Origin of the sequence: Anaerobiospirillum sp. NML120511 (assembly GCF_023050955.1) — a bacterium.
GTDB lineage: Bacteria > Pseudomonadota > Gammaproteobacteria > Enterobacterales > Succinivibrionaceae > Anaerobiospirillum.
In genome coordinates this window covers 35,236-59,305 of record NZ_JALKIK010000023.1, presented here as the reverse complement: position 1 = coordinate 59,305, position 24,070 = coordinate 35,236, and the positions used below count along the sequence as shown (strand labels likewise).

The 24,070-nt window shown below is 52.6% G+C and carries 11 protein-coding genes; 4 read left to right on the top strand and 7 right to left on the bottom strand.

Going from position 1 to position 24,070, the window contains the following annotated elements; genetic code table 11:
- The first annotated feature begins 1,038 nt into the window (after nucleotides 1-1,038).
- The 4 genes from rpoB (at nucleotide 1,039) to MXE39_RS07795 (ending at nucleotide 11,527) form a co-directional block, all read left to right on the top strand.
- A complete protein-coding gene (gene rpoB / locus MXE39_RS07810; protein ID WP_246978786.1) occupies nucleotides 1,039-5,520 on the top strand; it encodes a DNA-directed RNA polymerase subunit beta in 4,482 nt (1,493 codons plus the stop codon).
- Nucleotides 5,521-5,820: 300 nt separating this feature from the next.
- Nucleotides 5,821-10,179 (top strand): DNA-directed RNA polymerase subunit beta', encoded by a 4,359-nt coding sequence (gene rpoC, locus MXE39_RS07805; RefSeq protein ID WP_246978798.1) that lies wholly within the window; start codon nucleotides 5,821-5,823, stop codon nucleotides 10,177-10,179.
- A gap of 239 nt (nucleotides 10,180-10,418) precedes the next feature.
- On the top strand, nucleotides 10,419-10,868 hold the full coding sequence (locus MXE39_RS07800; protein WP_246978785.1) for a DsrE family protein: 450 nt from the start codon (nucleotides 10,419-10,421) through the stop codon (nucleotides 10,866-10,868).
- The gene (locus MXE39_RS07795; protein ID WP_246978784.1) at nucleotides 10,862-11,527 is read left to right on the top strand and encodes a hypothetical protein; all 666 of its coding nucleotides are present in this window, start codon (nucleotides 10,862-10,864) and stop codon (nucleotides 11,525-11,527) included. The genes MXE39_RS07800 and MXE39_RS07795 overlap by 7 nt, the downstream gene beginning before the upstream one ends.
- Nucleotides 11,528-12,257: 730 nt before the next feature.
- Here MXE39_RS07795 and MXE39_RS07790 read toward each other — a convergent pair.
- The 7 genes from MXE39_RS07790 to MXE39_RS07760 all read right to left on the bottom strand — a co-directional run bounded on the left by MXE39_RS07790 (nucleotide 12,258) and on the right by MXE39_RS07760 (nucleotide 23,234).
- Nucleotides 12,258-12,980 carry an MIP/aquaporin family protein gene (locus MXE39_RS07790; protein WP_246978783.1) on the bottom strand — a complete coding sequence of 241 codons (723 nt, stop codon included), beginning with the start codon at nucleotides 12,978-12,980 and terminating at the stop codon, nucleotides 12,258-12,260.
- A 3-nt stretch (nucleotides 12,981-12,983) separates the two neighbouring features.
- Nucleotides 12,984-14,477, bottom strand: coding sequence for a glycerol kinase GlpK (gene glpK / locus MXE39_RS07785; protein WP_247073919.1), 1,494 nt, complete (start codon nucleotides 14,475-14,477; stop codon nucleotides 12,984-12,986).
- A gap of 1,023 nt (nucleotides 14,478-15,500) precedes the next feature.
- Nucleotides 15,501-16,877, bottom strand: a complete 1,377-nt coding sequence (gene glpT, locus MXE39_RS07780; RefSeq protein ID WP_246978971.1) for a glycerol-3-phosphate transporter — start codon at nucleotides 16,875-16,877, stop codon at nucleotides 15,501-15,503.
- Nucleotides 16,878-17,857: 980 nt separating this feature from the next.
- Nucleotides 17,858-19,084: an anaerobic glycerol-3-phosphate dehydrogenase subunit C gene (locus MXE39_RS07775; RefSeq protein WP_246978972.1), complete on the bottom strand. Its 1,227-nt coding sequence runs from the start codon at nucleotides 19,082-19,084 to the stop codon at nucleotides 17,858-17,860.
- A 14-nt stretch (nucleotides 19,085-19,098) separates the two neighbouring features.
- The gene (glpB, locus tag MXE39_RS07770) at nucleotides 19,099-20,439 is read right to left on the bottom strand and encodes an anaerobic glycerol-3-phosphate dehydrogenase subunit GlpB (protein WP_246978973.1); all 1,341 of its coding nucleotides are present in this window, start codon (nucleotides 20,437-20,439) and stop codon (nucleotides 19,099-19,101) included.
- Nucleotides 20,439-22,184 carry an anaerobic glycerol-3-phosphate dehydrogenase subunit GlpA gene (gene glpA / locus MXE39_RS07765; RefSeq protein WP_246978974.1) on the bottom strand — a complete coding sequence of 582 codons (1,746 nt, stop codon included), beginning with the start codon at nucleotides 22,182-22,184 and terminating at the stop codon, nucleotides 20,439-20,441. Before glpA ends, glpB begins: the two co-directional genes overlap by 1 nt.
- An 846-nt stretch (nucleotides 22,185-23,030) precedes the next feature.
- Nucleotides 23,031-23,234 (bottom strand): hypothetical protein, encoded by a 204-nt coding sequence (locus MXE39_RS07760; RefSeq protein ID WP_247073917.1) that lies wholly within the window; start codon nucleotides 23,232-23,234, stop codon nucleotides 23,031-23,033.
- Nucleotides 23,235-24,070 lie beyond the last annotated feature (836 nt).

Below are 24,070 nucleotides of genomic sequence, written 5' to 3'. Positions count from 1 at the left end.
AAGATGATGCAACAACTGCCATGACAGTTTAGACATCAGCACTCATCTGGACAGTGCCAGGGTCAGCTCTGACCTGATTAAGCAGAGAGCTCATCTATATCTCATGCAATGTCCTGCAGGCCATACGGCCACTTCTATCTTTTACCACTTAAACTGAATTTCAATCTGTAAAGAACTGCAGATATCCTTGAGAACCTCCCCGGTCTCTAGGGCGGCCTGACGAGGCAGCAAGTCTGGAGTTTAACGGTTTCAACCAGTCGGTCCCCGGTCTTCTTAAGACGGTTCCATGCCTGAAGACCAGCATTAATCTACAGCCAGAGGCTCAGTTCGCAGCTGCATCACGCACCTGTGGGCAGTACTGTCCCATGAGACGGTCAGAGATCTGTGTTCATCGCCGCACAGCATGCTGTGCACATCACCCCCCCAGACTGCGCCACAGGGCCGGTTTATGTCCGCTTCATATGTCAGCTGCCATGCTGTCTGTATCCGACGTACAGGTGCATGTGAAAGCCAGGGTGATGCAGGTAGATTCTCCTTATTATCATATCCGCCCATCTTTAACAGGGTCTTAGTATCCTGGGATTGCCGGTGCGTATGAGAAAGGTAATTCAGATTTCAAGTCAGCAGATTATAAGGCGGCCGCTTATGCGGCTGTCGGTGTAACTGCAGATAGAGAAAAGACATGCTGGGCAAGATGCCTTTTTGCAGCAGATGCATATAAAGCAGATGATGCCTGACAGTAAAACTGATTTTTATGCAGTTTAAAGCCATCTGAGATGGTAATGCGCCGGACAGCGGCGTTTGTGATTATGTGGTGCCCTCAGGGCAGAACCTAATACATTCAGCTGACTGTTTCGATTAGCTACGCGTCCGGTTCCCCGTACAGGCTGAGCCTGCGGACACTTATGGTGTCGGCAGGGGTATGGCCTTATCTGTTCGGGTCCTGGTTTGCCAGGACAGCCGGACGGCAGCAGGCGGGGCCAGTGGCAGTACCGGCCCGCCAACCGCGACAAAGATCAACCTGAGGATCCCCATTCCATGGTCTACTCGTATACTGAGCAAAAGCGTATCCGTAAGGATTTTGGTAAGAGAGTCAAGGTGCTCGACACTCCATACCTTCTTGCCGTTCAGCTTGATTCCTTTAAACAATTCATCAGCTCTGATCCACTTAACGAAAATGGTTTAGTGGCTGCTTTTAAGAGTGTTTTCCCAATCAAGTCCTACTCGGGAAATGCCGAGCTCTGCTACAACAGCTTCAAGTTAGGTACACCTAAGTTCAACGTGCAGGAATGCATGATTCGTGGTAATACCTACTCCGCTCCTCTCAGAGTCAATCTGTCTCTGATCCGCTACGAGAAGGATGCTCCTAAGACTGTCAAGGAGAAGTTCGACCAGGAAGTCTACATGGGCGAAATCCCATTAATGACTGATAACGGTACCTTCATCATTAATGGTACCGAGCGTGTAGTTGTATCTCAGCTGCACCGTTCCCCAGGTGTCTTCTTTGACAACGACAAGGGTAAAACTCATCCGGGCCGCGTACTGTTCTCAGCCCGTATCATCCCTTACCGTGGTTCATGGCTGGACTTCGAGTTCGATCACCGCGACAACCTCTTTGTACGTATCGACCGTCGCCGTAAGCTGCCTGCTACTGTGTTACTGCGTGCTCTTGGTTATAACACCGAGCAGATTCTGGAAATGTTCTTTGATACCGTTGCCATTGAAATCAAGAATGGCAAGCTGTACATGGAACTGGTTCCGGAAAGACTGCGTGGTGAGACTGCCTCCTTTGAGATCCGTCTTGAGGACAAGGTTCTGGTTGAGTCCGGCAAGAAGATTACTGCCCGTCACATCCGTGAGCTCAACAAGGCCGGTGTCAAGTTCATCGAGATTCCAGCCGAGTATCTGATCGGCAAGATCCTGGCCCGTGACTACATGGACAAGGACGGCAAGGTTGTTCTGGGTGCCAACACCGAAATTACTCAGGACAAGCTGCCTCAGCTGGCCTCACTTGGTCTCAAGCAGTTTGAAATCCTCTTCACCTCTCAGGTTGATGAAGGCGCCTTCATTGCTGATACCCTGCGTGGCGATGCTACCCGCGATCTGACCTCTGATGAGGACGATCGTATGGCCGCTCTCTTTGAAATCTACAAGATGATGCGTCCAGGTGAGCCACCAACCAGCGAAGCTGCCGAAAGCCTGTTCAACGGTCTGTTCTTTGACGAGGTCCGCTATGACCTGTCTTCCGTAGGCCGTATGAAGTTTGACTCCCGCTTTGTCGAGTCAGGTCGTGTCAAGAGCGCCCTGGAGCGTGCCTTTGCTGATGAGAACTTTGCTCTCAACAGCGAGGAGAGCGGTGTCTACGTAGTCAATGACAATGTTTACATTGCCTACCCTAAGCTGATTTCCGTAATCCGCAACAACCTCGATCAGGCTGATGCTCAGTGCATTCCTAATGTCACTCCTGAGCGCAGCGCTGACAAGCTGCTCGATTTCCTCGACGGTCTGCTCTACAAGGCCAATCCTGACCCAATGGTCAAGGCCGCTGACCGCTTCGTATTCAAGAATGTACACATTGCTGTCAAGGGCAAGGATGCCATCGATCTCGATCGCTGCGTAATCCTCCCTCTGCAGCGCCTGCAGGGCCGCACCACCAATGTTGCCCAGCTGTCAGGCCAGGTTACTACCGGCAAGGGCACCAAGCTGGTTCTGGAGAAGCTTCAGGACGATCTGTATCGCGGTACTCTGTCCCACAACGACATCATCAAGGTCATGCGTTACCTGGTACGTATCCGTAACGGTAAAGAGACCATTGACGATATCGACCACCTGGGCAACCGTCGTATCCGCAGCGTTGGTGAAATGGCTGAAAACCAGTTCCGTATCGGTCTGGTACGTGTTGAGCGCGCCGTTAAGGAGCGTCTGTCTCTGGGCGACCTCGACAGCATTTCTCCACAGGATCTGATCAACGCCAAGCCAATTTCCGCTGCCATCAAGGAGTTCTTCGGTTCTTCTCAGTTATCTCAGTTCATGGATCAGAACAATCCATTATCTGAGGTTACCCACAAGCGCCGTATCTCCGCCCTTGGTCCTGGCGGTCTGACCCGTGAGCGTGCCGGCTTCGAAGTTCGAGACGTACACCCAACTCACTACGGTCGTTTATGTCCAATTGAGACTCCAGAAGGTCCAAACATCGGTCTGATTAACTCTCTGGCTGTGTTTGCCCGCTGCAACGACTATGGCTTCCTTGAGACCCCATACCGTCGTGTAAACAACAACCACGTATCTGAGGACTTTGAGTACCTCTCAGCTATCGATGAGGGTCAGTACGTTATCGCTCAGGCCAATACCGATCTCGACGAGAATGGCAACATCATCGACGAGTACGTACAGTGCCGTTACAAGGGCGAGTCCACAGTACGTCGCGCCAGCGATGTTCAGTTCATGGACGTATCTCCTCAGCAGGTTATTTCCGTAGCTGCTGCTCTGATTCCGTTCCTTGAGCACGACGACGCTAACCGTGCTCTGATGGGTGCCAACATGCAGCGTCAGGCCGTACCTACAGTGCGTTCTGAAAAGCCTTTCGTTGGTACCGGTATGGAGCGTGCCGTAGCCGTAGACTCCGGTGTAGCCATTATTGCCCGTCGTGGCGGTACCATTGAGCACGTTGACGGTAACCGTATCGTAGTACGTGTCAATGAGGATGAGGTTCAGGGCGTAGCCGATCCAGGTGTAGATATCTACAACCTGATCAAGTACACCCGTTCCAACCAGAACACCTGTATTAACCAGCGTCCATGCGTAAGCATTAATGAGCGCGTACAGGCCGGTGACGTACTGGCTGACGGCAGCTCCACCGATCTTGGTGAGCTGGCATTAGGTCAGAACCTGCGTATCGCCTTCATGCCATGGAACGGCTATAACTACGAAGACTCCATCCTGGTTTCTGAGCGTGTAGCTGCCAAGGATCGTCTGACTACCATTCACATTCAGGAAATTTCCTGTATTGCCCGTGATACCAAGCTCGGTCCTGAGGAAATCACTGCTGATATCCCTAACGTAGGTGAGGCAGCCTTATCCAAGCTCGACGAGAGCGGTATCGTTTATGTCGGTGCCGAGGTTGTAGGCGGTGACATTCTGGTAGGTAAGGTAACCCCTAAGGGTGAGACCCAGCTGACCCCTGAAGAGAAGCTGCTGCGCGCCATTTTCGGTGAGAAGGCTTCCGAGGTTAAGGACAGCTCCACCCGCGTACCTAACGGTGTATCCGGTACTGTAGTTGACGTTCAGGTATTCACCCGTGAAGGTGTTGAGAAGGATGCCCGTGCCCGCGAAATCGAAGAGATGCAGCTGGCAAAGGCCCGTAAGGATCTGGACGAAGAGTTTGCCTATCTGACCGAAGGTCTGTTAGGTCAGGCCCGTAACATTCTGGTCAAGAACGGTTATACCCGTGCTCAGGTAGACAAGCTTACCGATGCTGATATCTTCAGCCAGAAGGTTGATGATGATCAGGCCAGCCGCTGGCTTGAAGACATTGCCAACCGTCTTGAGGAATACCGTGCCGAGTACAAGGAGAAGTTCAGCGTAATCCGTCACAAGTTAACCGACGGTGATGAGCTCACTCCAGGCGTTCTGAAGATCGTCAAGGTATACCTTGCTGTTAAGCGCCGCATCCAGCCTGGTGACAAGATGGCCGGTCGTCACGGTAACAAGGGTGTTATCTCCAAGATCTGCCCTATTGAGGACATGCCATTTGACGAGAACGGTATGCCAGTAGATATCGTGCTCAACCCTCTGGGCGTGCCTTCACGTATGAACATCGGTCAGGTGCTTGAGGTTCACCTTGGTCTTGCTGCCAAGGGTATAGGTCAGCTCATCGACAGGATGATCGTTGAGAACCGTGCCATGGAAGAGCTGCGTGCCACCTTACAGAAGATCTACGATCTGGGTGACACCTCTCAGAAGGTGGACATTTCTTCCATGTCTGATGACGAAGTAAATGTACTGGCTGAGAACCTGCGTGACGGTATGACCGTTGCCACCCCTGTATTCGACGGCGCCTCTGAAGAGTCCATCAAGGAGCTCCTTGAGCTGGCAGGCCTGCCTAAGTCCGGTCAGATGACTCTGTTTGACGGTACTACCGGCCGTGCTTTCGAGCGTAAGGTAACTGTTGGTTACATGTACATGCTCAAGCTCAACCACCTCGTGGATGACAAGATGCACGCACGTTCTACCGGTTCTTACTCTCTGGTTACCCAGCAGCCACTGGGTGGTAAGGCTCAGTTCGGTGGTCAGCGCTTCGGTGAAATGGAAGTGTGGGCCCTTGAGGCTTACGGTGCTGCCTATACTCTGCGTGAGATGCTGACCGTCAAGTCAGACGACGTAAACGGCAGAACCAAGATGTACAAGAACATCGTCGACGGCGCATATAAGATGGAGGCCAGCATCCCTGAGTCCTTCAACGTATTACTGCGTGAAATCCGCTCACTAGGCATTAACATTGACCTGGTTCGCAAAGACTAATTGCCGCGCTTCCCTGTAAGTATTCAGGGAAGTTTCCGGGCAGTCATGACATGGTTGTGGCTGCCCTGGCAGAGGCTGACCTCTGCAACATCATGCTCATGTCAGAGCCCGGATTAAGATCCGCCCTATTGCAGCATGCTGTCAGCCTCCGATCATCACTTCGCAGGAGAAACTGTTGTGAGTATCCAAGAAAACGGTCAGGATGAGGTCCTGTTAGAGGGCCTTAATACCCAGGCAGAGGCCGCTAAGAAGGACGACGATTTTGCCATTGACCTCGAGATTTCCGAATCCCTGGGCAGACTGGCAAACCGCAGCAACAACGCCCTCAAGCAGAAGCTTGAGGATTTTGACGCGATCAAGATTGGTCTGGCATCGCCAGAGATGATCCGTGCCTGGTCTTATGGTGAGGTTAAGAAGCCTGAGACCATCAACTACCGTACCTTTAAGCCTGAGCGCGATGGCCTGTTCTGTGCCAAGATCTTCGGCCCTAACAAGGATTACGAGTGTCTGTGCGGCAAGTACAAGCGTTTAAAGCACCGTGGCACCATCTGTGACAAGTGTGGTGTAGAAGTAACTCAGGCCAAGGTACGCCGTGAGCGTATGGGTCACATTGAGCTTGCCTCCCCAGTTGCCCATATCTGGTTCTTAAAGTCACTGCCATCCCGTATCGGTCTGATTCTCGATATGAAGCTGCGCGATATTGAAAGCGTACTTTACTTCGAGAGCTATGTTGTTACCGATCCAGGCATGACCGATCTGGCAACCCGCCAGCTGTTAACCGAAGAAGAGTACATGAATGCTCTTGAGATCTACGGTGATGAGTTCAGCGCCAAGATGGGTGCTGAGGCCATTCTCGAGATCCTGCAGCAGATGGACCTCAATCAGGAAATCTCTGATCTCCGTGAGGCCCTCGAGCACACCTCTTCTGAGTCCAGCCGTAAGAAGTTCGCCAAGCGCTTAAAGCTCATGGAGGCTTTCGTACACTCAGGCAACAAGCCAGAGTGGATGATCCTCACTGTGCTGCCAGTGCTGCCACCAGATCTTCGTCCGCTGGTTCCACTTGATGGTGGCCGTTTTGCCACCTCCGATCTCAACGACTTATACCGTCGTGTGATCAACCGTAACAACCGCTTAAAGCGTCTGCTTGACCTGGTTGCCCCTGAAATCATCGTACGCAACGAAAAGCGTATGCTTCAGGAATCTGTTGACGCCTTAATGGATAACGGCCGTCGCGGTCGTGCCATTGCCGGCTCCAACAAGCGCCCATTAAAGTCACTGGCTGACATGATTAAGGGTAAGCAGGGCCGCTTCCGTCAGAACCTGCTCGGTAAGCGTGTTGACTACTCAGGTCGTTCTGTAATTACCTGTGGTCCTAACCTGCGCCTGCACCAGTGCGGTCTTCCTAAGAAGATGGCTCTGGAGCTGTTCAAGCCATTCATCTACGGCCGTCTGGAGATCCGTGGTCACGCTGCCACCATCAAGGCTGCCAAGAAGATGGTAGAGCGTGAGGACGCAATCGTATGGGATGTACTCGACGAGGTTATCCGCGAGCATCCAGTACTGTTAAACCGTGCTCCTACCCTGCACCGTCTGGGTATTCAGGCTTTCGAACCGATTCTTATCGAAGGTAAGGCCATCCGTCTGCACCCTCTGGTATGTCCAGCCTTTAACGCTGACTTCGACGGTGACCAGATGGCTGTGCACATTCCGTTAACTCTCGAGGCTCAGCTTGAAGCCCGTGCGTTAATGATGTCCACAAACAACATTCTGTCTCCTGCTTCAGGTGATCCTATTATCGTTCCTGCACAGGACGTGGTTCTGGGTCTGTACTACATGACCAAGTCCCGTGTCGGTGCACGTGGCGAGGGTATGATCCTCTCTGATGCCTATGAGGCTGAGCGCGTTTATAAGGCCGGTATCGCTGATATGCAGGCCCGTGTAGCCTGCCGCATCAACTTCAGCATCAAGAACCCTGAGACCGGCGAGCTTGAGGATCGCAATGAGCTGCGTCTGACCACTATCGGCCGTGCCATTCTGTCCTTAATCCTGCCACGCGGTATGTCCTACGACTACATCGATCCTCCGGTAGAGGGCGTATCTCAGGAGAACATGCGTGAGATCTTAAGCCACGAAGACTGGTTTACCCGCGTATCCAACCAGCCACTGGGCAAGAAGCGTATTGCCGGTCTGTTAAACACCTGCTACCGTCTGCTCGGCCTTAAGGATACCGTCATGTTCGCTGACCGCGTCATGTACACCGGCTTCCGCAACGCTGCTATCTCCGGCTCCTCCGTATGTGTGGACGACATGCTCATTCCTAAGGAGAAGCAGACCATTATCGCCGCTGCCCAGAAGGAAGTTCTTTCCATTCAGCAGCAGTTCGACAACGGTCAGATTACTCAGGGCGAGCGTTACAACAAGGTTATCGATATCTGGTCCAACGCCAACGACAAGGTCATGAAGGCCATGATGGCCAACCTGTCCGTTGAGAACGCCACCAATATCCTGGGTCAGGAAGAGAAGCAGGCTTCCTTCAACTCCATCTACATGATGGCTGACTCCGGTGCCCGTGGTTCACCAGCTCAGATTCGTCAGCTGGCCGGTATGCGTGGTCTGATGGCTACTCCAGACGGTTCCATTATTGAAACCCCGATTATCGCCAACTTCCGTGAAGGTCTGAACGTACAGCAGTACTTCATTTCCACCCACGGTGCCCGTAAGGGTCTTGCTGATACCGCTCTGAAGACCGCTAACTCCGGTTACCTGACCCGCCGTCTGGTTGACGTGGCTCAGGATCTGGTTATTACCGAGGACGATTGCGGTACTACCGAGGGTCTGGAGATTACTCCACATGTATCCGGTGGTGACGTTATTGAGAACCTGCGTGATCGCGTTCTGGGCCGTACCCTGGCCGATGACGTGCTCAAGCCAGGCTCCAAGGAAGTCCTGCTGCCAGCCGGCACTCTGCTTGATGAGAAGTGCTGCTCCCTGCTTGAGGATTACAAGATTGAGCGCGTAAAGGTTCGCTCACCTATCACCTGTAATACCAAGTACGGTGTCTGTGCCCGCTGCTACGGCCGTGATCTTGCCCGTGGTCATATCGTCAACGCCGGTGAGGCCGTTGGTGTTATCGCCGCCCAGTCCATCGGTGAGCCAGGTACTCAGCTGACCATGCGTACCTTCCACATCGGTGGTGCTGCATCACGTGCTGTTGCCGAGTCCGGTGCTACTGTAAAGAATTCAGGTACTATCCGTATCCTTAATTCCAAGACCGTAACCAATACCGATGGCAAGGAAGTAGTAACTTCCCGTCAGTCCGAGCTGCTGGTTATGGATGAGAACGGTGCTTCCAAGGAAAGCCACAAGATCCCATACGGCGCTATCTTTGAGATCAAGGATGGCGACGAGGTCAAGGCCGGCACTGTTGTTGCCCGCTGGGATCCGCACACCCACCCAATTATTTCTGAAGTGCACGGCCGCCTGAAGTTCATCGACATTATCGAGGGTATTACCGTTGATAAGAAGGAAGATGAGGCTCTGGGTATTTCCTCTATCGAGGTCCGTGAAATTGCCGCCCGTCCATCTCAGGGTAAGGACAAGCGTCCAGCCGTTAAGATTGTTGACTCCGACGGCAATGATGTAATGATCCCAGGTACTACCGTACCTGCTCAGTACATGCTTCAGGGTAAGGCCATTGTTCAGCTGATGGACGGTGCCGAGGTTAACATCGGTGACATTATTGCCCGTATTCCTCAGCAGGCCGGTGGTACCAAGGATATTACCGGTGGTCTGCCACGTGTTGCTGACCTGTTCGAAGCCCGCTCTCCTAAGGAGCCTGCCATTCTGGCTGAGATTTCCGGTACCATTTCCTTCGGCCGTGAGACCAAGTCCAAGCGTCGTCTCATCATTACTCCGGAGCCAGGTACTGTAAATGAGATTGGACAGCCACTGGCCCAGTACGAGGAGATGATCAACCTCAACCGCAACCTCAACGTATTCGAGGGTGAAAAGGTTCAGAAGGGTGAAATGATCGCCGAAGGCCCAGAGTCACCACACGACATCTTACGTCTGCGTGGTGTTAACGCTGTTGCCAACTACATCGTTAACGAGGTTCAGGACGTTTACCGTCTGCAGGGTGTAAAGATTAACGATAAGCACATTGAAGTTATCGTTCGTCAGATGCTCCGCAAGTGTGAGGTTCTGGATCCGGGTGACTCCACCGAGTTCATCAAGGATGAGCAGGCTGAAGTTGCCTACGTACGTACCGTCAACGAGCGTCTGCGTGCCGAGGGCAAGCGTGAAGTTCTCTACCGTCACGTCCTCATGGGTCTGACCAAGGCTTCCCTGTCCACCGAGTCCTTCATCTCTGCCGCTTCCTTCCAGGAAACCACCCGCGTGCTGACCGAGGCTTCCGTAGCCGGTAAGGTTGACGAGCTGCGTGGTCTCAAGGAGAACGTAATTGTAGGTCGACTCATTCCTGCAGGTACCGGCTTCAAGTACCACCAGCAGCGTCGTGAGGAGATTGCCCGCTCCCGTCTCAAGAGCGAGGTCTTTGACAACAACGTTTCCAATGATGAGGTTGAAAAGCAGATTGGTGAGGCTCTGGACAGCCTGAATTATGCTACTGCCCTGAACACCGCCAATACTGACAGCATCTAACTGACAGCACTCTTTCCTGCAGGCAGCACCTGGCAACCCGGACATTGCGGTCCGGCTGTTACGGCGCTGCCTCAGGAGCCCACAGGGCCCCGGAGCCCAAGCCCGGCCAAAGCCGGTGGCACGTCAGGCAACAGCCTGACAGCCCCGGCCTTGCCGGCCACGCAAGCTCAGGGATTTGCTAAGATGACCATGGTTCCATCACGGATCCATGGTCATTTTTTTTGATAAAGGCCTGAACCATGACCCAGCCACTATCCTTTATTATCAACGCGCCCTGCACCTGCATCGAGGCCCACACAGCCCTGCAGCGCCTCATTGAAGAGGCCCTGCCCCAGGACCAGCCGCGCACCCTGATTTTCATGGGCGCTGCCGCCCCGATGGCCTCACCACAGCCCTCCTCCCAGATCACCCAAGCAGCCACCGCAGCTGCCTCAGCTGCGCCAGCCGATCCGGCCGCCGCTCCAGACAGCCAGGCCGTCGCGCCTGCAGCGGCAGCACAGCTGGACGCTCTGGCTGCTGGCTACCAGCAGCTTGCTGCCCGACGTGGCACCACCTTGCTGGTTTGCGGACGGGCAGCACGCGAGTATGGCCTCGATGAAACCACAGTAGCGCCAGGCATCAGCCTTACAGGCTATATGGAGCTGCTGGCCCTTATGAACAGCAAGGAGCACAAGGTAATCGTATGGTAAATCTCACCGTCGTCTTTGAAAGCCTGACCACAACTCAGACCGCCCCCAGCGAGCTATTGCTCAACAAACACGAGCAGTCCGATGGGCAGGCTCTGTCCCGCACCGAGCTTATCAACAGCTTTGAGCATGGGCTGCAGCTGCTGCTCAACGCCGCCGACCTGGACCTCGAGGTCAGGGCGATTATGTTCGTTGATGCATGCGCCCTGACCAGTGCACATCATGCACAGGCCGCCGCCACAACAACCGCCAGCGGCACCAGCGCCGCCGCCACAACAACCGCCTGCGGCACCAGCACCGTCAGCACCAGCTCACTGACCCGTCATCTGAGCGAACTAATGGGGGAAGAGCTCATCAGAAAAATGGGCCAGCTTGATCTGTATGACATACCTTGCATGGTGCTGGACATATCAGCCGGTGACGCCTGCCAGTCTCAGTCTGGTTTCCCAGGCATTGCAGGGGGCAGCTCCGATGAGTGCACAGTTGCAGAAAGCAACACCGCAGAATGCTGCACTGCACAGTGCAGCGCCGATGCAGCCCGTGCTGCAAGCGAGATAAATGCAGCCAGCGCAGTAAGCGCGCTCATGCCATACTTCAAGGTAGAGGGGGCCGATCAGGTACGAGCTGTCATGGCTGACAGCCGACACATTATTACCGTGTAAAGCGGTGCCGAACGGTTCTAAATAAAACACTTTATAAAGTACTTTTAGAGAGCGCTTTGCGCAGTACCAGCGTGCAACTGCATGAGTTGTCAGCGCAGGCTCAGCAGAAACAGAGCTGCGGCACTTACCAGCGCATAGCAGGTGCGGCAGCTGCTGGCAGAGGATAGCAGTGGATGTTCCTGCAACGTGAGGTTGCTCAGTAGGTGGAGTAGTGGGAGTTCAGAAAGTGCAGCTTTTTAAGAAAATGGTGGAAAAACGTGCATTTTTGAGGGAAATTGGGCGTTTTTTGAAGAAAATGGCGAGTTTTGAGCAGTTTGGGCTTAGTTGAGTTGAGCTGTAGTTACTGAGGGCCTGGCAAGTTTACAGTGCGGTCAGGTGCGAGCGGTAACCAGTTTGAGAGGGCGGTCTGGCCGGGTGGAGATGGCCATTTTGAAATGCGGCCGGGGCTGGTGGGTGGACCAGTTTGAAGTGCAGCCGTGGCTGGTGGGTGGACCTGTTTGAAGTGCGGCCGTGGCTGGTGGGTTGACCAGCTTGAAGTGCAGCCGGGGCTGGCTGGGTGGACCAGTTTGAAGTGCGGCCGGGGCTGGAGGGTGGACCTGCTTGAAGTGCGGCCGTGGTTTGTGGGTCGACCAGTTTGAAATGCGGTAGGGTCGGTGGTCTAGTTTTGGGGACGAAAAAAGAGGGGCCGAAGCCCCTCTGTTAAATAGTTTCTTCTACTTTAAGTACTGTTTTAGGCACCAATCTGCCATGGGATTGCATTGTATACCAGTACGGCCAGGATGCCGCCTACGTATGGAGCAAGGAATGGAACCATGGCATAACGGAAATTGGAGTCGCCCTTGCCCTTGATTGGCATGACAAAGTGAGCCAGACGTGGGCCCATGTCACGGGCAGGGTTAATGGCGTAACCGGTCAGACCGCCCAGGGACATACCGATGGACACGATGATACCGAATACGAAGATCTTATCCAGACCGGTAGCAATGCCATCAACCTGAGCAATACCGAGAATGGCGAATACCAGAACGAAGGTACCGATAATCTCGGACATGGAGTTACGGAAGTAGTTAGGAATGGATGGGGCGGTGCAGAAGACGCCCAGCTTGGTCTTGGCGTCTTCCTCGGCATCCAGGTGGTCCTTGAACAGAGTGTGGGTGAGCACACCACCGAGGAAACCACCGGCCATCTGAGCTACAAAGTAGCCTGGAACCATTTCCCATGGGAAGGTGCCATTGACAGCCAGAGCTACGGTCAGGGCCGGATTGAAGTGAGCACCTGAGGCAGCACCGAAGATGTAGGCCGGAATCATAACGGCCAGACCCCATGCGATGGTGATAACTACTACACCGCCGCCATTCATGTTGGATTTCTTAAGGATAACGTTGGCTACTACACCGGTACCAAGGAGGATCAGAAGGGCAGTGCCTACAAATTCGCCAATATATGGAAGCATAGTTTATTCCTCATCTTTTGCCCAGCCGTGAGAGTAGGTTAAGGCCTTGTTCCAGCCTTTGATGCGCTTGGCGCGATCATCTTCGCTGATGGATGGCTCAAATACCTTGTCGATAGCCCAGTTCTGGATAACGTCTTCCTTGGAAGCCCAGTAGCCTACAGCAAGACCGGCCAGATAGGCAGCACCCATGGCAGTGGTCTCTACACACTTAGGACGTAATACCGGAGCTGAGATGATGTCAGACTGAATCTGCATTAACAGATTGTTGGCAGAGGCACCGCCGTCAACCTTCAGAGAATGCAGATCAATGTTGGAATCGGCCTTCATGGCAGTGATAACATCATTGGTCTGGTAGGCAAGAGACTCGAGGGTGGCACGGATGATATGGGACTTGTTCACGCCACGGGTAATACCGACGATGGTGCCACGGGCATACTGATCCCAGTGTGGGGCACCCAGACCGGTAAAGGCAGGTACTACGTAGCAGCCATTGGTGTCCTTAACCTTGGAGGCCATGTACTCGGAGTCAATGGAGGAATCGATAAGACGCATCTCGTCACGCAGCCACTGAATGGCGGCACCGGCAACGAAGATGGAGCCTTCGAGGGCATAGTTGACCTTGCCGTCAATGCCCCAGGCAATGGTGGTAACCAGACCGTTCTTGGAGAATACTGGCTTTTCACCGGTGTTCATGAGCAGGAAGCAGCCGGTACCGTAGGTGTTCTTGGCCTCACCTGCGTTAAAGCAGGTCTGACCGAATAAAGCGGCCTGCTGGTCACCGGCAGCACCGGCGATCTTGACCTCGCCACCGAAGTAGTCGGTGGTGCCGTATACGCAGCTTGATGGCTTAACCTCAGGGAGCATGCAGCGAGGAATGCCCAGCTCCTTTAAGATCTCTTCATCCCAGCACAGATCCTGGATGTTGAAGAGCATGGTACGGGAGGCGTTGGAGTAGTCGGTTACGTGAACCTTACCCTTGGTCAGCTTCCAGATAAGCCAGGTATCAACAGTACCAAAGAGCAGCTCGCCCTTTTCAGCACGCTCACGGGCACCCTCTACATTATCGAGGATCCACTTGATCTTGGTACCGGAGAAGTAGGCATCGATAACAAGACCGGTCTTCTCACGGAACTTGTCGGTAAGTCCCTTCTCTTTCAGGGAGTCACAGTAGGAGGAGGTACGGCGGCACTGCCAGACGATGGCGTTGTAGACAGGTTCGCCGGTGTTCTTGTCCCATACAATGGCGGTTTCACGCTGGTTGGTAATACCGATGGCAGCGATATCTTCAGCCTTGGCGGAAATCTTGTTTAAGGCTTCAACAGCTACACCCAGCTGAGAGGCCCAGATTTCGTCGGCATCGTGCTCAACCCAACCTGGTTTTGGAAAGTACTGAGTGAAGGCACGCTGTGCTACTGAGCACACTTCGCCCTTCTGGTTGAATAAAATGCAGCGGTTGCTGGTGGTGCCTGCATCTAACGCCATTACATACTTGGCCATAGTAATTCCTCAATAGTTAAACAATCCAAAAACATGTGTTACATCAGGACAGGTGCTCAGACGGGACTAGCCCTTTGTCCTCCACGAACACAGGGGCGCTACAGAAAAAACATTAGTACTTAAAGTAGCAAGGACATTCTCACCTCTATGGTGAGTATGGTAACCGCAGCACCAGACCTGTAGCCTGAGATGTGGTTACTCATGCTCCTGCAGCTGTGTACAGGAGACTGGTGCAGCACCTTTAAGGCATCCTCATCCTCAGGTGCATGCAAAATGGTTGCGGCCAAACGGCAGGTGTTTAAGGGCCGTTTAACCCGGACAGTGATCATGAGCCGTACTGCATGGCTGCAGAGCCCCTCTGATCCGCTATTACTGTCCTGGCCGCAGGCTGCTTATCAGTGTCAGCCTGAATATCTGTACGCGGGCCCCCTTTTTCAGCGTGTGATCCGGGGCCTTGTTAATTGTTACGGCTGCTCATCAGTGGCAGCCTGAATATCTGTAAGGTGGCCCCTTTTACAGCATGTGACCCGGGGCCTTGTTAGTTGCTATGGCTGCTCTGTGCGCCACAGGTGCGGAATAAAAACCAGCATCCGCACTCATCATGTTTATGACATATCCTCTTGTTATTGCAGTGTGCCCGGGCATAGCCATGTGCTCACTGCAATAACAAAAAGACACATCTTTGAGCCAAATAGCTCCTCAAAACTCGAAAAACCATCAAAAACAGGAAAAGATCCTGAAAACCGCCACAAAGGTCTTAAAACTCCTCAAAAAGGAAAACAGCTCAAAACGCCTCAAAGCTCCCTGTTGACGGTGCTGCAGGCTGCAAACTCTACTTTACGCCTGGGGCATGGCAGTGCTGGCGCTGCTGGCGCCGGAGCTGCTGCCCGCAGGGCTGGTGCAGCCAGGGGCTGCATAGCCGTGGGACCTTCTGATGGTTTACCTGCAGAGCCCCGGGACTGTAGCGTGCATCCCGGGGAACGTGGTGTAAAACCACCTGGGTTAATGATTTATTCGGATTGCTTACTTGTTCTGCTCAGCATTCTCGGCAGCGGCTTCAGCAGCAACCTGAGCCTTCTGGGACTTCTCACTGAAAGAGGTGATGAGAAGCAGCAGGACAGAGATTAAAGAGCCACCAATTAAGATACCGAAACCGGCATCCCAGCCAAAGTGCTCAACAGTCCAGCCCATCAGAGCAGATGCGGCTACGGAACCACCGAGGTAGCCGAACAGACCGGTGAAGCCTGCAGCGGTACCGGCAGCCTTCTTGTGAGAAATCTCAAGGGCGTGCAGACCGATCAGCATAACTGGACCGTAGATTAAGAAGCCGATGGTAATCATGCACAGCATGTCAATGCCAGGATTGCCAGCTGGATTGAGATAGAACAGAGCTGTTGCTGCAGTTACCAGACCCATGAAGACAACACCGGTAATGGCGCGGTTGCCCTTGAATACCTTGTCAGATACCCAGCCGCAGAACAGGGTGCCTGGAATACCGGCATACTCGTAGAAGAAGTAGGCCCAGGAAGAGGTGTCGAGGGTCATGTGCTTTACTTCACGCAGGTAGGCAGGGGACCAGTCAAGAACACCGTAGCGCAGCAGGTAAACGAATACGTTGGCAAAAGCGATCATCCACAGGGCCTTGTTAGGGAAAACATAGGTCATGAAGATCTGCTTGGCAGTCAGCTCCTGCTCGTTCTTTTCAGAGTAGTCGGCAGGGTAATCGTTCTTGTATTCCTCAATTGGTGGCAGACCACATGACTGAGGGGTGTCACGCATGGTTATGTAGGCAAATACGGCCACAATGAAAGTACCGATAGCCGGCATGTAGAAAGCACTGTGCCAGTCGCTGAAGAGGTACATGCCCCAGAGGAACAGCAGAGGTGGCAGACCGCCGCCAATGTTATGAGCACAGTTCCATACGGATACAATGCCGCCACGCTCCCTGTGGGACCACCAGTGAACCATGGTTCGGCCGCATGGAGGCCAGCCCATACCCTGGAACCAGCCGCACAGGAACAGCAGTACGAACATTACTGTGATAGAAGAGGTAGCCCATGGAACCAGTCCCATCAGCAGCATGATGCCACCTGACAGAATCAGACCCAGTGGTAAGAAAACACGAGGGTTTGATCGGTCAGAGAAAGATCCGGAAATAAACTTGGAAAAGCCGTATGCAATGGAAATTGCTGACAGAGCGAAGCCTAAATCGGCTTTTGTAAATCCCTCTTCCTGAAGGTAAGGAATGGCCAGTGCGAAATTTTTTCGTACAAGATAATAGGCTGCATAACCGACAAATATGCCGATGAAGATCTGCCAGCGTAATCTTTTGTACAGTGGATCGATCTGATCAGCAGGCAGTCGCTCTATGTGCGGTGCCGGCTTTAAAAATGAGATCATTCAATTACTCCTTGCACCCCTGTAACTTTAAAAAAGTAGAAGAATAAGGCGTTTCTGACTTGAGCTCACTCAACAGTGCCGGTCAAGATTTTGATGGAATAGCCATTAATTTCGACCTTTAACCGGCCTGGAACAATTGTTTTGTTACGAACATGATTTCGTAATTTTATAACTGCCGGGTCAGGCAGTTGTAATCCCAGGCGTCTTACACGCATCAGATAACGGGTGCATATCAACAACAAGAAACAGCCAACAACCCCATAAACTGGAGTAATTCAGGCACTCAGATAAGAGGTGAGCTGACAGGGGAACAGGAAAAACAAACTCCTGAAAGTCATCTTCTTATTCAGGTCAGTCGTACGGCGCCATGGCGCTGACAACTGCTCTGCCTGAGGCCAGATTGCGGTCTGGCTTAACCACAATTCAGTCAACGTGCTCAGCAAACAAAATGCACGTGAAGCAACCGGAAAAAAGTCAGGCCCGCAGCAGCTGGCGCTTGCGCTACGGCTCCTGCGGAGCCTTACTTTGTTTCAGGTTGGATTAGTCCTTATGCTTCGGGAGTCTCTCATTTGAACTCACGAAGGGCGGCACACTGCACTTTCTCCCAGGGGACATACTCTGGAAGTAACAAACATCGGGACTGCAGTCCCTGCTGTTTAATGCCGCACAGGCAGCAGCACGCTGCCTGAAATTCTGTGTCTTACCGCACCAGGCGGTCTTAAGCATGTGATGGCCCGTTTTCAGGAGGCGGGCCATGCAGTGCAGCTGATGCTGCACAAATTGTGTGGCTGCTGGCACACCAGCAGCTGCAGCATCGACTGCTGATCAGCTGCATTATTAAAGGCGCACGCCCGGAAAAAACTGCAGCGCATTTCAGCTGCCTGGCCAGACTGGAGATGGTCGGGACGGTCAGACAGGGCAGGACATGGCAGTACATGCCTTGCCGGGACGGGCCTGATCGGGCCTGGCAAGAGCTGGCTTTACTGCCTGCCGGCGCTCTGGTTAAAAGATTCCTGTACCACGTACAGAGGGTGACGGGCGGTCTTGCCTGTGCCATTGGTCATCTGCAGACGGCAGATATTGCACTCACAGATACCGTAGTCGGCCTCTGATACGGTCAGCCTGTCGCGCAGGTTAGTACCGATGACGTAGCCAATAGGAGCGGTTTCCTTCTTGTAGCCATAAACACCGGACAGACCGCAGCAACCAGCCTGCAGATCCTCAACCTCAACACCAGGAATCTGGCGTACTACTTCAAGACCTGGTCGGCCCATGCCCTGAACTCTCAGATGGCAAGGGGTGTGGTAGGAAAGGTTGGCCTTGACGGTACCGAAGCTGCTGGCGAGCAGACCCTTGTTCTTGCGCATCATCAGATATTCCATGGCGTCATAGACGTGGTGGGCATAATCATGCACACCTGGAATATTAAAGAGCTCCTCATACTCCTGCTTTAAGAACAGGGAGCAGGTGGTGCAGGTAGTGATGATGTCGATACCTTTATCGGCATACTCCTTGAGAATGGCTATGTTGTTAACAGCATGCTTCTCTACCTTGTCCAGATATCCTGTAGACAGAATAGGGGAGCCGCAGCACATCAGTCTCTTATCCCAGAGCACTTCAACATTGTTGCGGTTGAGAATGTCAATTAAGGCAGCGCCCAGCTGTGGCTCGTTGTAATTGACATAGCAGCCCGGAAAGAACAGGACCTTGTCAGTGCAGCCTGGCTGCTTGATGGTCTTGAACAGAGATGGGAAATTAACCTTGGCATAAGATGGCAGAGGGGCCTTGGAGGTAACACCCATTTTTTCGATCATGCCGGTAATGCGGGCCACTTTCATACCAAGGTTGGCAGCAGGACCGGAAACGAAAGGAATGGAGGTCATAAGCTTGCCCATGGTCTCGTTATTACCGAGAATCATGTCAGCCATGTCATGCTTGTTGTGCTTGAAATACTCAGCACGGGCTTTCATGTTGAAAGCGGAAATTGATGTGCCTGATGGGCAGACGCGGTCGCAGTTTTTGCAGTTGGAGCAGTACTGGACCATTGGATCGTCTTCTTCAACCAGCTTGCGCAGTCGGGTCAGTGCCGGGCCGTTGAGCTTTGGGCCACGGTACAGACGGGATGCCTTGGCGACCGGACAGGAGGTCAGACAGATATTGCAGCTGATGCATGCATCAGGATTATCATGCTTAATCTTAGGAACCATAGTTCACCCTCCGGTTAAAGTGAGTCGCAGACAACCTTGCGCTGGGCAAGGATTTCGTCGAGCTGTTTTACGGCATGGTAGGCAGAGGTAATGGCTACACCATTGCCGGACTTTTCAAAGCAGAAATCGTAACCAGCCAGACTGCGGCCTACGAACTGAACATTGGTGAAGAGCACATCACCGGCAGCATCAACTGGCTGCATGTTTTCGTTTACGCTGACGCCATAGGCTGCAAAAGGCTGAGGCTGTCCACAGAAGAGGTACTGGTGAGACCAGTCCTTCTGATCTTCAGGAACTTTGATTTCAATGCCAAAGACAGGCTCATACATGCGGCCCATCTGGGTAATCAGACCTGAGCTGAAGAAACCGCCGGTTGCCATAATCACGGCATCTGTCTGATATTCATGGGTATGGCCAAAGCCGCCGGTGATGAGACGGGCGCAGACCTTGCGGGCTGCTGCTGCCCTGTCTGCTGGCAGATCAGTCCTGTCATCAGCCATGGAGGCAAATCCGATAACCTGACCCTTTTCCACAATATCAACGCCCAGGTTAAAGCAGGCATTGCGCAGCAGACGGTCAAGACGCAGACCGGTTACTGAAGGCGGAATGGAGGAAACCTCTACCATGTGAGTATTGAGGCGCTCCTCAAGCTCGGCCTGAATGGCGGCTGACATCTCAGGACGCTCACCCAGAACTGGAGGGATAATCAGGGTAGTATCTGCATCGCAGTGAGCCTTGAGCTGCTCTACAAAATTGAGGCGGCCTACTGGAGTCTCAAGCTCACGGGCCAGATCAAGGGCACTTACGTCGCGGTATTCACGACCTACCGGCCAGTTCATGGTTACCTGGCGTACGGATACTTTCTTGCTGTCACCGAAGAAGTGCTGCAGATTTTTGGCAATTAACTTAGGGTAGTAATCTTTGAGCAGCTCGAAGCCTACGACCACAATCTTGCTGCGTGCAAACACGGCATCAGACTGAATGCTTGGCGGTACCAGACAGGATGGCTTGAATGAGCCAATGGCTGTTGGAACCTTCTGATTGTGGTGGCCGTCGCCTACATATATATAGTTCTGGGAGGCGGTGAGCTCTTTGAAAGCCTCCAGTGCCTCTTCGACACGGGCTGCACCCATAATTGCGTAAGGGTGTGGCTTCTTTAAAGTAGCAATATGGGCCAGAGGATCGGTAACCAGATTGCCGTTTTTGTCATAGCCGTACAGGTCGATAATGCCGCCGGCAACAGTCAGAGCACCCTGACCGTAGGTAAGAACCTTGACCTTGTGGCCGGCACGGGCTGCATAACAGGCCGCAAGTAAACCGGAGATACCTGCTCCAACAACAATAACCTCAGCCATTATCTGCCCTCCTGTACTGCGGCACTGGCGCCGTCTTTTGCGGCAGTACTGCCGTCATTCTGAACTTCCTTGCCACTGCATGTGCCTTTGCTTTGCCCGGCACAGCATTCACCAGACCTGTTGTGTTCAGTAAGGAAGGTGTCATCCTCATGGTTGATGTTCAGAGATACCTCATAAATTCCACGGGTAAGCTCAACATCCTTAATCTGATTGCCCCACATAACCGGACGGATGCCTTTCCAGCGGGCCTCGAGGAACTCTTTGAACAGTTCCTTGGTATTATTGCTCCAGCGATCGGATACTTCCTGAACAGTGCCTACAGCACGGTAGGTACAGAAAGTTCCCTGGCAGGTGCCCATGCCCAGACGGGTACGGCGACGCAGATCGGAGATGGAGTGGGTGGTAGGCTCCTGAGCGACCATTTCAATTTCGGCGCGGGTGACGTTTTCGCACTCGCAGATGATCTCGCCCTGCTCAATATCCTGCTCAATGCGGGAAACAATGCGGGCAAAGCGCTCAGCGCCCTGACGGTTCTCAGAAAGCTGCATGCCGTAGGCAGGGAATACTTTGGCAGCACGCTCCATAACATCAGCAGGAGCTTCAGGTGCCAGAGGTACAGTAGCTGTTACGCATTTTGCGTGGTTGCCAAGAACAGGGCAGACCATGTCGCAGACCTTTTCGGCCATCTGACGGTGGGTAGTGAACTTGCCGCCACATACGGACATAAAGTTCTTAAGACCGTCACGGGTGCCGTGGTCAAGAGCTACGAAGTCACGGGAAACAGCACGGCCGGAGGCATTCTTGTCGTCGCCTGCATATAAAGGACGGCAGCCTGCAAAGACGCGCAGGATACGGTACTTGTCCAGATTCTCAAAGGTCGCGCGGCCGATTTCCATCATGGCCCTGACCTCATCCTGTGAGGTGGAGTTGTCATCAGGGCTGGCATCAATGGATGTAGTGCCCAGAATGGTTACAGTGCCATGAGGTACGAAAATATCGGCGTCCGAAGGCTTGTGCAGACGGTGAATTACATTGGTGCTGATACGGTGGTTAAAGGCAATGAGGGTACCCTTGGATGGCTTGATGTTGATATCAATGCCGGCAAGTCCAGCTACCTGGGCACACCATGGGCCTGAGGCATTAATCAGATATTTACAGCCAATTTTGTAAGTTTCCTTAGTGAACTTGTCCTGAACGGTAACGCCTTCGATGACACCGTTGGATGAATTGATTTCGACTACATTGGTGTAGGTAAGAACCTTGCCACCAAGCTTGATGGAGCTGTCGAAGATGTGCCAGAGCAGGCGGAAGCCGTCGATGGCTGCACCTGGGCACAGATATGCTGATTTGATCTTAGGGGAAACGTTTGGCTCCAGAGTGAGGGTTTCCTCAATGGTCAGCGGTTTTGCACTGATACCGGCTTTGGCACAGGCATCTACCCACAGACCCTCGTACTCAGGATCGTCCTCTGGAGTACGGATGAAAATGGAGGAAATTGGCTCAACGCAGGCTGAAGCAATCTTGCGGAGAATCTGGTTCTCTTCGATGCACTCAATAGCCGCATTCATGTCCTTTACGGCGTAGCGGGCGCCAGAGTGGAGCAGACCATGGAAACGGGAACTGGTACCGCAACCAAGGTCGCCTCTCTCTACGAGAACAGCATTTACACCACGCAAACATAAATCACGCAGAATACCTGCACCTGTGGCACCGCCACCAATGATCACCACATCAGTCTGCAACATGTTTTGCCCTCCAAAATACGAAAATCATCATAACCAATGGCCTGGAAAACAGCCTAAAGATTTTTGACGAATCCCTGTTCAGACTAAGATTCAGATCACATATTTTTAATGCACTTGTATTTTCATGCAAAATATCGCTTGCATGAATATCAAAGTGCCCATAGAATCTTGCGCCCATTTTTTACCAAAACACGGAAAAAACTGCCAAAACTCCCCTTTGTTGCAAATTTTGATCATTTTTAAACCATCCTGTCTCATTAATACAGCGTACTTTCAGTATCTCCCTCCCATACATCTGAAACCCAGGAATTTCCGGCAAAAATAGCAAAAATCAATGGCCAGCCAAATCAACCAGGCAGAACAGACAAATATTAATATTGTGTATTTGTGCGCAAAAGTTCATATCCATGTTACTGTTGTTCTGTAACATAACTGAAGTTCAATCCCGAATGACAACGTTTTTATACCCTGACTGAGCAGCCGGACCATACTCACCGCTTGACACATCAAAAACACCATAAAAATCGCTAAAATCACTAAAATCTGCCCAAAAACACACAAAAACCCCCCAAAACCGACCACCCGTCCCCAGACATTCCTCATCTCATTAACAATCGCCCCAGGCCCGTCCAGCAGCATCAAAAAATCACTGCACCGCACATTCCCAGATACTCTGCAATTTCACAAAAAACAGCCCAAAATCCCCGCAAAACACTCAAAAATGACCCCAGATCAGCCCAAAATCATCAAAAAACTGCCAAACCCCACCCCGCGCCACTAACCTCACACAGCCAGTTTATAAAGTCCTCTGAAACTCAAGTACTACAGCAACAAGCGCAGCTGATCTCAAATCAGTGCAAACGTTGGCAAAAATGCCCCAAAAACCCGGAAAAATCCGGCTAAACGCGAGATTTCAGCAAAAAAAAACAGCTCAAGCCCCGCAACATGCACCCATTCATCCACCCATTCATCCACCCGGGCACTGATTTCATTTACTGAACCCTGCCAAATCTGCCAGCTCCTTAAACAGACCGCCAATTTTACTGACACCTTTTCAGCTCTGGCTAACCAGAGCCATGAAGCAGTTAACCGCCCACACATAGCTCCCAGACCGTATTAAGACGTGCTTTACAAAATTATTTACACCGTATTTATGGGGATAGTTTCCTGACTGATAGCAAAAGTGTCTGTCAGGTAAAAATGCATATGACCCACACCAGCAAATGTGAATAGGGCAGACAGCACTTTGCTCATACCGTAACCATAACCATGTGGCATACAACAATATGCTCATACCATAACCATGTGGCATGCAGGGCAAAGCTTCAGGTCATGACAGGTACAGTACCGTCCGCTGCCAGAATTTCAGCCTGCAGCTCCCCGGGGTCCTGCACGTATAAAAGCTTCCCATACTCCTCATGCTCCGCCAGAACAGACTGCCTCCAGAAAGCCGCCTCCAGGGAGCCTCTTTCCAGAGAGCCGCCACGAGGACAGGCTACCTCCAGAAAGCCGCCTCCAGGGAGCCCCATTCCAGAGAGCCTCCACGAGGCCAGACTGCCTCCAGACATTTGCCTCCAGAAAGCCGGCACAGCTGCGCTGAACATGGCGATGCCATACTGAGTAAGAGTGGTAATGGCTGCTGGAGCATGGAGGCATGCCCAATTTCTCACTTCAGTTTCATGCATATGTATAAAGGTATGAGCGGTCAGAAAGGGTAATTGAGTTGTGCTCTGTTGCGCCATAGCTGACAGGCGCTGCAAGATAGCAGAGCAATGGCGTGTGACAGATATTATGCCCGGCACCTGCACAGAAGGTGATTGTGAAAGGACCTTCCGGCATGGGACAACTGACAGTGGCAGAGATACCTGGGGAGCTGCCTTATAGCA

Coding starts and splice junctions, on each gene's coding strand:
- glpA (WP_246978974.1), bottom strand. CDS start 22,184: ATGTTGCAGACTGATGTGGTGATCATTGGTGGCGGTGCCACAGGTGCA.
- rpoB (WP_246978786.1), top strand. CDS start 1,039: ATGGTCTACTCGTATACTGAGCAAAAGCGTATCCGTAAGGATTTTGGT.
- MXE39_RS07790 (WP_246978783.1), bottom strand. CDS start 12,980: ATGCTTCCATATATTGGCGAATTTGTAGGCACTGCCCTTCTGATCCTC.
- MXE39_RS07800 (WP_246978785.1), top strand. CDS start 10,419: ATGACCCAGCCACTATCCTTTATTATCAACGCGCCCTGCACCTGCATC.
- glpT (WP_246978971.1), bottom strand. CDS start 16,877: ATGATCTCATTTTTAAAGCCGGCACCGCACATAGAGCGACTGCCTGCT.
- glpB (WP_246978973.1), bottom strand. CDS start 20,439: ATGGCTGAGGTTATTGTTGTTGGAGCAGGTATCTCCGGTTTACTTGCG.
- MXE39_RS07775 (WP_246978972.1), bottom strand. CDS start 19,084: ATGGTTCCTAAGATTAAGCATGATAATCCTGATGCATGCATCAGCTGC.
- glpK (WP_247073919.1), bottom strand. CDS start 14,477: ATGGCCAAGTATGTAATGGCGTTAGATGCAGGCACCACCAGCAACCGC.
- MXE39_RS07795 (WP_246978784.1), top strand. CDS start 10,862: ATGGTAAATCTCACCGTCGTCTTTGAAAGCCTGACCACAACTCAGACC.